13 protein-coding genes and 1 tRNA gene are annotated in these 12,994 nt (G+C 59.0%); 9 read left to right on the plus strand and 5 right to left on the minus strand.

Annotated elements, in window-relative coordinates; all coding sequences use genetic code 11:
* The first annotated feature begins 4 nt into the window (after positions 1-4).
* From ACR0MI_RS00495 to ACR0MI_RS00510, 4 genes are all read left to right on the plus strand, one after another.
* Positions 5-1,057 carry a betaine/proline/choline family ABC transporter ATP-binding protein gene (locus ACR0MI_RS00495; RefSeq protein WP_170609983.1) on the plus strand — a complete coding sequence of 351 codons (1,053 nt, stop codon included), beginning with the start codon at positions 5-7 and terminating at the stop codon, positions 1,055-1,057.
* Complete coding sequence (locus tag ACR0MI_RS00500) at positions 1,054-3,117, plus strand: ABC transporter permease subunit (RefSeq protein WP_170609985.1); 2,064 nt, start codon at positions 1,054-1,056, stop codon at positions 3,115-3,117. The genes ACR0MI_RS00495 and ACR0MI_RS00500 overlap by 4 nt, the downstream gene beginning before the upstream one ends.
* Positions 3,118-3,223: 106 nt before the next feature.
* On the plus strand, positions 3,224-3,889 hold the full coding sequence (locus tag ACR0MI_RS00505) for an NnrU family protein (protein WP_170609987.1): 666 nt from the start codon (positions 3,224-3,226) through the stop codon (positions 3,887-3,889).
* 72 nt (positions 3,890-3,961) lie between these two features.
* Positions 3,962-4,483 (plus strand): DUF2478 domain-containing protein, encoded by a 522-nt coding sequence (locus tag ACR0MI_RS00510; protein WP_170816646.1) that lies wholly within the window; start codon positions 3,962-3,964, stop codon positions 4,481-4,483.
* An 81-nt stretch (positions 4,484-4,564) separates the two neighbouring features.
* Here ACR0MI_RS00510 and ACR0MI_RS00515 read toward each other — a convergent pair.
* A tRNA-Cys gene (locus ACR0MI_RS00515) sits at positions 4,565-4,638 on the minus strand.
* Between the two features lie 225 nt (positions 4,639-4,863).
* Here ACR0MI_RS00515 and ACR0MI_RS00520 point away from each other — a divergent pair.
* From ACR0MI_RS00520 to ACR0MI_RS00530, 3 genes are all read left to right on the plus strand, one after another.
* Complete coding sequence (locus ACR0MI_RS00520; protein WP_170816623.1) at positions 4,864-5,517, plus strand: protein-L-isoaspartate O-methyltransferase family protein; 654 nt, start codon at positions 4,864-4,866, stop codon at positions 5,515-5,517.
* 95 nt (positions 5,518-5,612) lie between these two features.
* A complete protein-coding gene (locus ACR0MI_RS00525) occupies positions 5,613-7,031 on the plus strand; it encodes a TolC family outer membrane protein (RefSeq protein ID WP_170816622.1) in 1,419 nt (472 codons plus the stop codon).
* A gap of 74 nt (positions 7,032-7,105) precedes the next feature.
* Positions 7,106-7,870 carry a hypothetical protein gene (locus ACR0MI_RS00530; RefSeq protein WP_170816621.1) on the plus strand — a complete coding sequence of 255 codons (765 nt, stop codon included), beginning with the start codon at positions 7,106-7,108 and terminating at the stop codon, positions 7,868-7,870.
* Between the two features lie 4 nt (positions 7,871-7,874).
* On the opposite strand, the gene ACR0MI_RS00535 is transcribed toward ACR0MI_RS00530, so the two are convergent.
* Complete coding sequence (locus ACR0MI_RS00535) at positions 7,875-9,332, minus strand: cobyric acid synthase (protein ID WP_170619116.1); 1,458 nt, start codon at positions 9,330-9,332, stop codon at positions 7,875-7,877.
* 60 nt (positions 9,333-9,392) lie between these two features.
* Here ACR0MI_RS00535 and ACR0MI_RS00540 point away from each other — a divergent pair, with 60 nt between their 5' ends.
* Entirely contained in the window at positions 9,393-9,962 is a 570-nt protein-coding gene (locus ACR0MI_RS00540) for a cobalamin biosynthesis protein CobQ (RefSeq protein WP_170816620.1), read from the plus strand.
* Between the two features lie 64 nt (positions 9,963-10,026).
* Here ACR0MI_RS00540 and ACR0MI_RS00545 read toward each other — a convergent pair whose 3' ends face one another.
* Positions 10,027-10,347 (minus strand): DUF6280 family protein, encoded by a 321-nt coding sequence (locus tag ACR0MI_RS00545; protein WP_037310273.1) that lies wholly within the window; start codon positions 10,345-10,347, stop codon positions 10,027-10,029.
* A 219-nt stretch (positions 10,348-10,566) separates the two neighbouring features.
* Between ACR0MI_RS00545 and efp the strand changes: the two genes are divergently transcribed.
* Positions 10,567-11,130, plus strand: coding sequence for an elongation factor P (gene efp, locus ACR0MI_RS00550; protein WP_170610085.1), 564 nt, complete (start codon positions 10,567-10,569; stop codon positions 11,128-11,130).
* Positions 11,131-11,186: 56 nt separating this feature from the next.
* Here efp and ACR0MI_RS00555 read toward each other — a convergent pair whose 3' ends face one another.
* Both ACR0MI_RS00555 and ygfZ read right to left on the minus strand, forming a co-directional pair.
* The gene (locus ACR0MI_RS00555; protein ID WP_170816619.1) at positions 11,187-12,131 is read right to left on the minus strand and encodes an ABC transporter transmembrane domain-containing protein; all 945 of its coding nucleotides are present in this window, start codon (positions 12,129-12,131) and stop codon (positions 11,187-11,189) included.
* 106 nt (positions 12,132-12,237) lie between these two features.
* Positions 12,238-12,975 carry a CAF17-like 4Fe-4S cluster assembly/insertion protein YgfZ gene (gene ygfZ, locus ACR0MI_RS00560; protein ID WP_170816618.1) on the minus strand — a complete coding sequence of 246 codons (738 nt, stop codon included), beginning with the start codon at positions 12,973-12,975 and terminating at the stop codon, positions 12,238-12,240.
* Positions 12,976-12,994 lie beyond the last annotated feature (19 nt).

A 12,994-nucleotide genomic window follows, 5' to 3' on the forward strand; every position in this document is an offset into this window, starting at 1 on the left:
ATAAGTGACTGACGCAAACACGCCAGCCATCGCCTGCCGGAATCTCTGGCAGGTCTTTGGCCCTGGTGCTGAAAAAGCCCTGACCGACGCGCTGTCTCGGTCAGGGAACGACTCTGAAAAAGCCGCCGCCGATCTGCGCGAAAACGGGTTAATTCCGGCCGTTCAGGACGCGAATTTCGAAGTCCAGGAGGGCGAGCTTTTCGTTATCATGGGGCTCTCGGGGTCGGGCAAGTCCACGTTGATCCGGTGTATCTCGCAGTTGCTGCCCGGAACGGGCGGAGAAATCCATGTGGACGGCGAAAATGTCATTGGCGCATCAAAGAAGACGCTGACCGAGTTGCGCCGCAAGAAGCTGGGCATGGTGTTCCAGCATTTTGGTCTGTTCCCGCACATGACTGTTGCCGAAAATGTGGCCTACCCGCTGCGTGTTCAGGGCGTTGGCAAAAAGGAACGTCTGGCCCGCGCGCAGGAAGTAATATCGCTGGTCGGATTGGAAGGCCGCGAAGACAGTTTCCCACGCCAGCTTTCGGGCGGTCAGCGCCAGCGTGTTGGCATCGCACGGTCATTGGCCGTGAATCCCGATATCTGGTTTCTGGACGAGCCGTTTTCGGCCCTCGACCCCCTTATCCGCCGCCAGTTGCAGGATGAGTTCCTGCGCATTCAGGCGACGCTGAAGAAATCCATCGTCTTCATCACGCACGACATTCAAGAGGCGCTGAAGCTGGCCGACCGGATAGCGATCATGCGCGATGGCAAGATCGTTCAGATCGGAACGCCCACGGATATCGTGCTGCGCCCGGTCGACGACTACGTGCGCGAATTCTCGAAAGATGTGGCCAAGGGCCAGCACGCCAAGGTCGCCTCGGTCATGCGCGGAGGCGAAAGTGAGTGTGGGCCGGATGATCCGGGACTGACCACGGCGATGACGCTGGACGCCGCCCTTGCACATTGCATGGAACTGTACGAACCGGTGCCTGTGCGTGACGAGGCAGGCAACATCGTCGGTAGTGTCCACCCGTCGGATCTGGCTGCCGCGCTTCAGGTGGATGACACATGACTGCAGCTACGGATATTTCTGCGCATCGGGCGCGGCTGACTGCAGGCGCGCAGGCGGCCCTGATCACCGTGATCGTCGGTGCCGTGTGTCTTGCACTGGAAGGCGTCGCCCCGTGGCTGGTGAAATGGCCCACCGCGTGGGAACTGCCTGCGACCCAATGGGTGGGCGCGTTCCTGGACTGGTTCCTGAACGGTATCAAACCCGCCATGCGGTTGTTTTCCGATCTGATGACCTATCCTATGAATGCGGCCAACTATGTGCTTGCCAATACCCCGTGGCCGATCCTCATCGGTCTTGTCACGGCATTGGGCTGGTATCTCGGCGGCTTGCCGATGGCGGCGTTGGGGTTCTTCGGCCTCACCTTCGTGCTGGCCTCAGGCTACTGGGCCGAGAGCATGAACACCCTGGCGCTGGTCGCTGTCTCGGTGCCGGTCGCGCTGATCGTTGGCGGAGCGATCGGTATCCTCGCGAATGAGGTGCCAAAGGTAAAATCCTTTGTGCAGGCGGTGCTGGACGTGATGCAGACTGTGCCGACTTTTGCCTATCTGACGCCGCTGCTGCTGCTCTTTGGTTTCGGCCCCGTTGTTGGTCTGATCGCCTCGGCAATCTACGCCGCGCCGCCGATGGCGCGAAACGTGATGCTGGGCCTCGAAAGGGTCGAGCCCGAAATCAAAGAGGCTGCCATCATGTCCGGCGGCACCCGGTCTCAGCAACTGTTTCAGGTGGAAATCCCCGCCGCCGCGACGCAGATCATGGTTGGTGTCAACCAATGTCTGATGGCGGCGCTGTCGATGGTGATCATCGCCGCAGTCATCGGCGGATTCAACGATATCGGCTGGGAGGTTCTGCTGACCATGCGCAAGGCGCAGTTCGGTGAATCCCTGCTGGCCGGTCTGGTGATTGTGGTTTTCGCCGTGGTGATCGACCGGATGAGCGGCACTCTGGCGACCGAGCGCAAGCGTTATGACCAACGCGTCGTTTGGGCTGTCCTGGGCTTTACCGTGCTGTTCACGGCCGCCTTTTGGGCATGGCTGCCGAACCCGTCCGAACTGACGCTTCTGGACCCCATGGCCGAAGCGGTCGACAGTGGTCTGACGGCGTTCACGCAGGCGAACGGACCGTGGCTGGATGCGCTCAAGAACAACTCGCTGTTCTATGTTCTGTTGCCGTTGCGGATCGGTCTTGATCAGGCGGTTCTGCCGTTTACCTGGGGGTTCCAGTGGACACCCGGGATGAGTTACGGCCTGTTCGCCGCCGGTGCTGGTATCACCCTGCTGATGGCGTGGCGCGGGCACCTGACCGGTGGACTGGTCGTGTTGATCCTGATTGGCATGCTGGAAACCGGAATTGCCAACCTGCCTTGGCCGTTTGTCCTGACCGGAACCGCCGCCCTTGGCTGGGTTGCGGGCGGCTGGCGTCTGGCAGCGCTGTCGGTGGGGCTGCTCTGCACCATCCTCGTCTCGGGCCTGTGGGAAAGGGCGCTGCTGTCGCTCTACCTCAGCGGTGCTGCGGTGTTTTCCTGCGCCGTAGTTGGCGGGCTGATCGGTCTGGCCAGCGCGGTATGGGAGCCGGTGTGGAAAATCGTCCGCCCGATCTGTGACATGCTGCAGACGATTCCGCTGTTCGTGTTCCTGATCCCGGTGCTGATGGTGTTTCAGATTGGCGAGTTCTCTGCCTTTCTGGCGATCTGCGCCTATGCCATCGTCCCGATGATCCGTTACACGCGGCACGGACTGGTCAATACACCGGAAGAGATGATGGAGGCCGCCATTTCAAGCGGCGCGACCGAGTGGCAGATCATGCGTGACGTGCGTGCGCCTTACGCGGCGCCGACCATCCTGCTGGGGTTGAACCAGACCATCCTTTATGCATTTGCCATGCTGGTGATTGCGGCGCTGATCGGGACAACCGGTCTGGGCCAGTCGATCTATCTGGCGCTGGGGCAGGCCGATGTGGGGCTTGGTATCTCGGCTGGTGCCGCGATGGCCATCCTGGCGCTGATTGCCGACCGCATGGTGCAGGGCTTTGCCGAAGAACGGCGCAAGGCACTGGGCTTGTGAACAAGGGCAGGGGCAGCGTATCTGCCCCTGCGCCCGACTTGATTTCGGACAAGGACCACCCCCGCGCCGCAGCCTAAAACCGGGCGCAATATGTTCGGAGTTTATCATGACCGGTTGGGCCCTCTTCCTTGCAGCGCTGATCACCTTCCTTCTGACTCACGTTGTCCCGGCTCGTCCCGCCGTGCGTGGCAGGTTGATCGAAACGATGGGGCGCAGGCGGTATTTCGCGACCTATTCCGCCTTGTCCCTGCTGGTGCTGGGCTGGCTTGTCGTCGCGGCCGCGCGGGCGCCGTATGTTGAAGTCATACCGCCTTTTGCGCTTTTTCGCTGGATACCTTTGCTGATCATGCCGATAGCCTGCTGGCTGGCCATAGTGGGGCTGTCGATCCAGAACCCGTTTTCGTTCGGAGGGATGGGACACCGCGCCTTTGACCCCGAGAACCCGGGCATCCTGCGCACAACGCGCCATCCGGTTTTGGCAGCGTTGATGTTGTGGGCCGGCGCGCACCTACTGGCCAATGGCAGCCTGTCCCATGTCATCCTTTTCGGGCTATTCGCGGGTTTCGCTGTAATGGGTATGGCGCTGATCGACCGCCGCAAGGCGCGGGCGATGGGTATCGAATGGACGCGTCTGTCGCGCAATACCGCGCGCTTCTCGCTACGCGCACCGCGCCCATGGCCGGGCAAATGGTCCGGTCTTGTCGCGCTTGCCGTATTTGCGGTTCTGCTTCACCTGCACACACCTGTGATTGGCCTTTCCCCTCTGCCTTGACGCGAGGTGTGGCCGAGCACAGACATGCGTGCTATCTGGAATGTCATGTATTTGTACGAAGAGGGTCTCTGAATGTACCTGGCCTATGTCACCACCACCGATCGCGGCGCAACCGACCGCCTGCTGAGCGCTGTGGCCGAGCATCTTCTGAACGCTGACGCGCGGCTGGCTGGTGTGGTTCAGACCAACACCGAATGCGCGGACAGCAGCAAATGCGACATGGACGTCCGGGTGTTGCCCGAGGGTGAGACCATTCGGATTTCCCAGTCTCTGGGCACCCAGGCGCGCGGTTGCCGTCTTGACCCGGCCGCGCTGGAGCAGGCCGTCGGATATGTAACTGCTTCTTTGGACGACAATCCGCAGCTTCTGATTATCAATAAGTTCGGCAAACACGAGGCGGACGGCCGCGGCTTCCGCCCTGTCATCGCTGAAGCCCTGGCGCGGGATATTCCCGTTCTGGTCGGTGTCAACGGCCTGAACAACGAGAAATTTCAGGAGTTCACAGGAGGCGCCGCTGAGGAAATCACACCTGACCTGCAAGAGATCGTCAGCTGGTTCAATCGGGTAACGGCGCAACGCGCGACGGCGGCCTGAGCCAGCCATTCTCGCTGCAACGGCATTGAACCTTCGTGACAACGCGCTCAGTCAGAATTATCGGTTGTTGGCAGGGAGATATGGAGGCGAGTACCGGAATCGAACCGGTGTACACGGATTTGCAATCCGCTGCGTCACCACTCCGCCAACTCGCCTTTTTAAGTAAAATCAATTACTTGCTGTGGTGTGAGAGGCGTTTTAACAGCTTTCGTCTGGGGCGTCCAGAGGATTGATTGCAATTTTGGCATCAGGCTTTGGAAATGCAGTCCCGCATTGTGTGCAAACCGGGCATCATCGGCAAGATTCAGTGCATGAGCCGTTGCTGGCTGGCAAGGGATGTGGCACAAGCCAAACAATCAAGAGAGCAAGTGAGCGATCCAATGACAGACTTCGCAAAACGTCGCCAAACGATGGTCGATACTCAGGTCCGGCCTTCCGATGTCACCAAGTTCCCCATCATCGATGCGATGCTCAGCGTCAAACGCGAGAATTTTGTGCCGCACGCACAGCGCGAAGCCGCATATGTCGAAGATCTGATCGATCTGGGCGACGGGCGGTACATGACCGAACCGCGGACGCTGGCCAAGATGCTGGATGTGCTCAACATTTCCAACAACGAGGTGGTGATGGACATCGCTCCGGCGCTTGGGTACTCGACTGCGGTTGCCGCGCGCATGGCGCAACTGGTCGTCGCTGTCGAGGAAGAGGAAAGCCTGGCCGGCGAAGCGCAGACGCTTTTGATGGAAGCTGACGCCGACAATGCCATCGTGCATGTCGGCCCTCTGGAACAGGGGGCTGTTGAACATGGGCCGTATGACGTGATCATGGTGCAGGGTGGTGTCGAACAGGTTCCGCAGGACTTGCTGGCGCAACTCAAGGATCACGGTCGGATTGCCTGCCTGTTCATGGAGGGTGAACTGGGGGCGGTGCGCATCGGTTATAAATCCGGCGGACGTGTCACCTGGCGCCATGCGTTCAATGCCAGCGCGCCGGTTCTGAAGGCATTTTCGGCCGAAAGTGCATTTTCGCTATAGTCCGAAAGCAGATTATTTCGCTGCCTTGATTAGTTGAAAACAAAGGCGCAAACTGCCCAACGAGCAGTGTTATTTTGATTTGAGAGGACTTGGTTATGCGTGGTACGCCAACTGGTAGACTGGTCAGGGCAGCGGCCTTGACCACCGCCATTGCCTTGAGCGCAATACCCGGCCGCGCGGTCTGGGCCGATAATCTGACCGATGCGTTCATCGGCGCGTACAATACAAGCGGTTTGCTTGAGCAGAACAGGGCGTTGTTGCGTGCGGCGGACGAAGATGTCGCCATTGCGCTGTCAGCGCTGCGGCCGATCATCAACTGGGCCGTCCAGGTAAGCCAGGACTACACCCGTGCACGGACCAATAATGTGGTCACGACCAACGAACCTTCTCGGTTTTTCACGGGGCTGACGCTTAACCAACTCGTGTATGATGGCGGTGCATCGATCTTAGGGAAACAATCGGCTCAAGAAACTGTGCTGGCGACCCGACAGAGCCTGATTGATATCGAGCAGGGGGTTCTGAGCCGGGCGGCAAGTGCCTATCTGGATGTGTTGCTGCAGGAAGAAACTGTGGCCATTCGCCAGAACAACGTCGAGGTTTCGGCAGAGGAACTTCGCGCATCAAATGATCGCTTCGAGGTTGGTGAAGTCACCCGGACTGACGTGGCACTGTCCGAGGCTCAATTGGCTGGCTCACAGGCCGATCTGGCCGTTGCACGTGGCGATCTGGATATCGCGCAAGCTGAATATGTAAATGCGGTCGGTAATGCTCCCGGACGAACAGCCGGTCAGCCAAGTTTGCCCAGTCTGCCTCGCTCCGAAGCGGAAGCGATCAGCCTGGCGCAACGTAACCATCCAGCGATTCTGTCGGCGCAGCATCAGGTGCGAGCGCTGGATCTCATCGTGCAGCAACAACGGGCAAACTTGGGCCCAAACGTTTCCCTAGATGCTGACGCCGGTGTTACAGAACGCTATGACAACAGCGATTACATCAACGATGCCAGTGTCTCGCTAACTTTCAGGCAGCCGATCTATGCCGGTGGCCGACTGGCAGCTAACGTCCGTCGGGCCATGGCGCAACGCGATGGGTCGCGCGCCAATCTGCTGAATGTTCAAAAGAACATTACGCAAGGCGTAACGAACCAGTACGCGGCTTTTCAGGCGGCCAGCGCAAGCTTGAGAGCATCAACCGAACGGGTTCGTGCGTCGCAGGTTGCTTTCGATGGTATCCGTGAGGAAGCGACCTTGGGGGCCCGGACAACGTTGGATGTTCTGAACGCTCAGCAGGATCTACTGGATGCGCAACTCGCCGAAGTCAGATCGCGCACAGAGCGAACCCGCGCAGCCTATGATTTGTTGCAGGCCCAGGGCCTTCTGACCGCAGAACGCCTTGGTCTGGCCGTGCAGATTTATGATCCGACGCTGTACTATAACCTCGTCAAAAAGGCTCCGGCACGGGTCAGCAAGCAAAGCCGTGACCTGGATCGCGTCCTCAAAGCGTTGCGTCGTGACTGACGGGCAATACTATCGGTTGTGAGGTTCGAATTGTTTGGCTACACTTATCCGTAAGGATAGAGCGGTAGAGAACAATGACGGATAATGTCGTAAAAGCAGGGATCGAGGACGTCCTGTCCTCGGTCAAACGTCTGGTCAGCGAAGAAAGCCGCAAGGTTCCCGATCTGGCGTCCAAACGCAAGCCAAGCCGGCTGGTTCTGACCGATTCCCTACGGGTCGATGATCCCGTCAGGGTTGAAAGAAAGCAGGAAGCGCCGGAAGGTGTTCCCGGGTGCGAAGCAGAACGCACCGCAAAACCTCTGGTGCTGAGCGCCAGCGACATCATCAAAAACGGTGAGCGTGAGCCTGCCAATACATCAGTGTTGGAAGGCGGGCCCAAAGCAGAGGCCGCGGACGATCTGGCGGGCAGTCTGAGCGCAAAGATCGAGGCGCTTGAGGCCGCCATAGCCCGGACCGAGGACCAGTGGGAGCCTGACGGGAACAGCGATGACGCTTATTCGGGGACGCAGGTCAACCCACTGAGCTGGGATGGGGCAGGCGGGTTCGTGGCTGGATCCGAGCAACTTGACGACCAGATTGGCGAAACTGAAGACGAAAGCTTCTCGGCGACATTTGTACGATCTTCGCAGGCGTCATATTCTGAACGGGCAGAGCCTGAAGCCGATGATCTAGACGATTTGGATGTTCCCACATTGGACGAGGATGCATTGCGGGAACTGGTGGCCGATGTGGTCCGGCAGGAATTGCAGGGTGTTCTTGGGGAACGTATCACGCGAAATCTGCGCAAACTGGTGCGGCGGGAGATCCACCGCGCATTGTCTGCTCAGAACCTCGAATAAACTGTTACTGGCGGGTCGGCGGTGCGGCCAGTGACAGCAACAGGTCCAAATCCATGTGCTGTTCCAGATGATCCGCCAGATCATCCAGCGTCTGTTCCACACCGTCATCGTAGCTGAGGTCTGAAGCCACACCGAACTGCGCCAGATAACTGGCGCGGAAAGTGTCTGACGAAAAGATGCCGTGCAGATAGCTGCCACGGATACGGCCATTTCGACTGGCAGCGCCTTCCGGGCGGCCGTCAATCTCCAGCCAGGCATGGTCACAATCGGCTCCGTCGGTGCGTCCCATATGTATCTCATAGCCGGTGACGGTTTCTCCGCCTGTCAGTGCCTTTGCAGTGCGCAGTCTGACGTGCTTGTCCCCGGCCATGACAGTTTCGACGTCCAGCAGGCCCAACCCGTCGACTTTGCCCGGACGTCCATCGACGCCGTCCGGGTCAGAAATGGTTTTGCCCAGCATCTGATAGCCGCCGCACAGGCCCAGAACGTGGCCGCCGCGGCGGACATGCGCCATAAGGTCCACATCCCAACCCTGTGCCCGGAAATAAGCCAGGTCGCCGATGGTGGACTTGCTGCCGGGCAGCAACACAAGATCGGCATCACCGGGCAGGGCCCGCCCGGCGGGTACGATCTCGACCGTCACGCCGGGTTCGGCCGACAAAGGATCCAGATCGTCAAAATTCGCCATGCGCTCCAGCTGCGGGACAACTACCTTGCACGCCCCGCCACCATGAGAGCGGATGTCCATCATGTCTTCAGCAGGCAGTTTCCAGGCGTCGTGAAACCACGGAACCACGCCCAGACAGGGCCAGCCGGTCCGGGCGGCAATGTCATCGCGCCCTTCATCGAACAGTGAAACATCGCCCTTGAACCGGTTGACGGCGAACCCTTTGATCATTGCAAGATCGCGATCTTCCAGAACGGCCTGCGTTCCGACGATCTGCGCGATCACGCCACCGCGATGGATGTCGCCGACCAGCACCACCGGCACCCCCGTTGCGCAGGCAAACCCCATGTTGGCAATTTCGCCCTTTCTCAGATTGGTTTCGGCCGGGCTGCCCGCACCTTCGATAAGCACCAGATCGGCGTCGCTGCATAACCGGTCAAAGCTTTGCAGCGCGGCGCCCAGTAGTTTGGATTTATCCTTGCGATAGTCGCCAGCCTTCATCGTTCCCGCGCGTTTGCCCTGCACGATAATTTGCGCCCCGGTATCCGTTTCCGGCTTCAGCAGGATCGGGTTCATATCCGTATGCGTCGGTCGTTTCGCAGCCATGGCCTGCAACGCTTGAGCGCGCCCGATCTCGCCACCGTTCTCGGTCACGGCCGCATTGTTTGACATGTTCTGCGGCTTGAACGGAGCAACCTTCAGCCCGCGCTTTGTGAAGGCCCGCGCCAGACCGGCGACCAGAACCGACTTGCCAACATTGCTGCCGGTTCCCTGAATCATGATGGCGCGAACCATGGGCGTCTCCTATACGTTGAGGCGCAGATGACCTGATTTGAGGCCAAAGGGAAAGCCCGGATGAACACGCCCGCGCATCTTTTGATCGGTGTGGCCGCATTTGCGCGACCAGCCCGGGGCCGAACCTTGTCGGCGGCGTTGCTGGGGTCTCTGCTGCCGGATTTGTCGCTCTATCTTATGGCTGGCGTGTCGCTGTTAGTTCTGGGCATTCCTGAACAGGTGGTTTTCGGCCAGCTCTACTATTCGAAATCATGGCAAACGGTCTTTGCCATCGACAATTCCTTCTTTCTGTGGGGGGCGATGTTGCTGATCGGTATCTGGCGCGGCTGGCCCTTACTGATCGTCGCCACCCTGGCCGCGCTATTGCATGTGACAATGGATTTCCTGCTGCACGCAGGGGATGGTCGCCCGCACCTCTGGCCCCTGACGGACTGGGTGTTTGATAGCCCGGTCAGCTATTGGGACAGCACACATCACGCCCTATGGGTCGCGCCTGTGTCCGTCGCGGTCTGTGCAGGTTCATACCTGCTGTTGTGGCAAAGAGGGTTGTCGGTTTCAGCCAAGCTGTTCTTTGCGGCAATGCTGGCAGCCGAGATCTGGGTCGCGCGCCAGTGGCTTTTGTTCTTCTGAAGCGTTCAAAAGAAAAACGCGCCCGTAGTTGGGGGCGCGTTTTTTCACCGGAAGACGCCGTTGATCAGGCGGCTTCAGCTTGCTGTGCGGCGTTGCGACGCTCGCTTTCTTCACGCGACAGCGCGACCGAAGTGCGCACGCCACGGCCAACGAACTCCATCAGTCCGCTGACGACCCGCTCGTTGGGGTCGATACCCGCGCAGGACAGCACCTCGCGACCATCGCGCGAACGGGCCCAGCGGGCGATTTGTTCCGGGCCGTTGCCGTATTTCTTGTCATCGGCAATGGCATCGTCCAAAGCAGCCAAAACAACGGCTGCAAAAAGTTTGCGAGCACGATTGCCTTGCTCGTTGTTAAAGGCAGTGCCGTCAACGAAATCTCTCATCTCGTCAATCCTTGTTGTTCTTGCTCTTGCATTTTCGGCGTGGCGGCTCTTATGACCTATTAGGTGCGATTCGGATACACTTAAAATGCATAGTTGCGTTGCGTCATGTGCATGGCTTGCTGCAAGTGCAGCACTAGGTGTCGTTGTCTTGTCAGGTGTGGTCACGCCAGATATAGGGACGGGAACTGACGCATCAACCGTTTGTGAAGGATTTATGTAATGCCCAAGATAAATGGGAACGAAATTCGCCCCGGCAATGTGCTTGAGCATAACGACGGGCTTTGGGCCGCGGTCAAAGTTGACCACGTAAAGCCCGGTAAAGGTGGTGCTTTTGCCCAAGTCGAACTGCGTAACCTGCGCAACGGCTCGAAGTTGAACGAGCGATTCCGCTCGGCGGACAAGGTCGAACGCGTCCGCCTTGAGCAGAAAGATCAGCAGTTCCTGTACGAATCCGATGGCATGCTGGTGTTCATGGATTCCGAAACCTATGAGCAGATCGAACTGCCTGCCGATCTGCTGGGCGAGCGCCGCCCGTTTCTGCAGGACGGCATGACAATTGTTGTCGAATTTTATGAAAGCGAAGCATTGAACGCCACGCTGCCGCAAAAAGTGACCTGCAAAATTGTCGAGACCGAGCCGGTCGTCAAAGGCCAGACCGCCGCGAATTCGTTCAAGCCGGCCATTCTGGACAACGGTGTCAAGGTCATGGTGCCGCCCTTCATCGGGCAGGACGAAATGATCGTCGTGAACACCGAAACCATGGAATATTCCGAGCGCGCATAACGCGCCCCTTGTTTGAAAAGTGAAAAACCGCGCGGTTCCGTGCCGCGCGGTTTTTCTTACCTACTTCTTTCGATCTGCCGATAGCGCTCGGGGTGGGGGCCGAAAAGCTCGAGCATGAGTTCGTATTTGATGCGGTTTGCGCTGACCTGCCGGTAGAACGCGATCAGGAACGCGGTGGGGCCCTGAATTCGGCCAAGCCCGCTCGTGGCTGCGACGACCGTCCCGACATCCGTTTTGCCGTTCAGCACCAGATAGCCGCCCAGCATCAGCACGCCGACAGTTCCGGCCCCATTGATTACGCTAAGCAGAAACTTGGCGGACAGCTTCCAGAGGAACATTTTTCGCCGGGTCTCATAAATATCATCGAACAAGGCGTCGACCTCTTTCGAGACTGCGTCGATCTCCTCGATGGTCAGCTTGTCGGTTGCGCCCCGCAGGATATGAACACGCTCGGCGACAAAGACGTTCACCTTACGCTGCGAGATCAGCACGATGACGATTTGCGGGACGATCATCGAAAAGGCGATCATGCCCAGACCCGGTTGGGTCGAAGAGATATAGCCGATCACGCTGATCAGAGTTCCGATCTGAACCACGGGGTCTGAAAATGCGCCGCCCGCAAACTTACCCAATTCTTCGGCTTCGGCCGAAATGGCGGTGGTCATGGTTCCCTTGCGAACAGCCTCGCCTGACGCCTTTACATCCGAGGCCCGCACCAGCAATCGCTGGCGGATCATGCGGATCATGTCCTCGCCCAGTGTTCCGGCGCGAAACCCCAAAAGCCATTTCAGCGCGAGGCTGAGCAGAATGACGGACATCATTCCCGTGCCCAGATAAATCAGCTTTTCCGTCGTGACATCGTCCGAGGTGAGGTGGTTGATGATATCGCGCTGAAATTCCAGCGGAACGGCCGCCAGACCTGCGATTGCAATGGACAAAACGATTAGGAAGATCTGCCGCCCGGCGCTGGCACGCCAGATCGCTCTGTATAGCTGAAACATTGAAGCATCCGGTTTGCTGAACTCAAACCAGTGTGACAGCGCGGGTGGCCATGTTCAAAGGGCAGGGCAGAGTTCCTGGGCGCAGTCGTGCCGCTTTGGCAACATGTTAAGGGGCCAATGTAACCTTCGCGTCTTCGGCTGTCATGTCGTCCCCGACGCGGTCCAGGCGCAGGTAGGCGATCCCTAGGCCATTGGACTGGGTGAAAAGGGTCCCGGCAGGTTTTCCGCCTGAGGTAATCGGGGTTCCGACCGCCGCAATGCCATCAACGCTCACCCCGCGCAGACCCTTGCGCAGTTCGGTCTTGTGCTTCATGCGGGCCGTGACTTCCTGCCCAACATAGCAGCCTTTCTTGAAATCCACGCCGTTCAGCGCTTCGAACCCGGCTTCAAGGATAAAGGTGTCGGGTGTCAGTTCGACCCCGGTTTCCGGAATGCAGCGCCGTACCCTTATCGCGTCCCAGTCGGTGCCATCATCGCCGTCCGCCGCCGATGTATAGGCACGCCAGCCCAGTTCGGGATGGCGCGGGTCGGGCAGGGCGCCTTCGGGTGCAGGCCCGGTTCCGCGTTGTACGTTCAAATCACTGTTTTCGATGGTCACATCGGCGCGCAGTTTGTACATGCCCAGCCGTTTGGCCACCCCGTCCGCCAATTCTTCGGCAACGTCCAGCAAAATGGCATCACCGTCCCGTTTCAGAAAGAAATCGGCCAGATATTTGCCCTGCGGCGTCAGCAATGCAGCGTAGACGAGGCCATGGGCCAGCTTGTTGACGTCATTCGTGACCAGCCCCTGCAAAAAGCTGTCAGTGTCCTTACCGGAAAGGCGCAAAATGCGGCGATTGGGCATGGGGTGGTCCTCGTCATTT

This window comes from Ruegeria sp. D4, from assembly GCF_056534475.1.

Coding starts and splice junctions, on each gene's coding strand:
- ACR0MI_RS00500 (WP_170609985.1), top strand. CDS start 1,054: ATGACTGCAGCTACGGATATTTCTGCGCATCGGGCGCGGCTGACTGCA.
- ACR0MI_RS00505 (WP_170609987.1), top strand. CDS start 3,224: ATGACCGGTTGGGCCCTCTTCCTTGCAGCGCTGATCACCTTCCTTCTG.
- ACR0MI_RS00510 (WP_170816646.1), top strand. CDS start 3,962: ATGTACCTGGCCTATGTCACCACCACCGATCGCGGCGCAACCGACCGC.
- ACR0MI_RS00520 (WP_170816623.1), top strand. CDS start 4,864: ATGACAGACTTCGCAAAACGTCGCCAAACGATGGTCGATACTCAGGTC.
- ACR0MI_RS00525 (WP_170816622.1), top strand. CDS start 5,613: ATGCGTGGTACGCCAACTGGTAGACTGGTCAGGGCAGCGGCCTTGACC.
- ACR0MI_RS00530 (WP_170816621.1), top strand. CDS start 7,106: ATGACGGATAATGTCGTAAAAGCAGGGATCGAGGACGTCCTGTCCTCG.
- ACR0MI_RS00535 (WP_170619116.1), bottom strand. CDS start 9,332: ATGGTTCGCGCCATCATGATTCAGGGAACCGGCAGCAATGTTGGCAAG.
- ACR0MI_RS00540 (WP_170816620.1), top strand. CDS start 9,393: ATGAACACGCCCGCGCATCTTTTGATCGGTGTGGCCGCATTTGCGCGA.
- ACR0MI_RS00545 (WP_037310273.1), bottom strand. CDS start 10,347: ATGAGAGATTTCGTTGACGGCACTGCCTTTAACAACGAGCAAGGCAAT.
- efp (WP_170610085.1), top strand. CDS start 10,567: ATGCCCAAGATAAATGGGAACGAAATTCGCCCCGGCAATGTGCTTGAG.
- ACR0MI_RS00555 (WP_170816619.1), bottom strand. CDS start 12,131: ATGTTTCAGCTATACAGAGCGATCTGGCGTGCCAGCGCCGGGCGGCAG.
- ygfZ (WP_170816618.1), bottom strand. CDS start 12,975: ATGCCCAATCGCCGCATTTTGCGCCTTTCCGGTAAGGACACTGACAGC.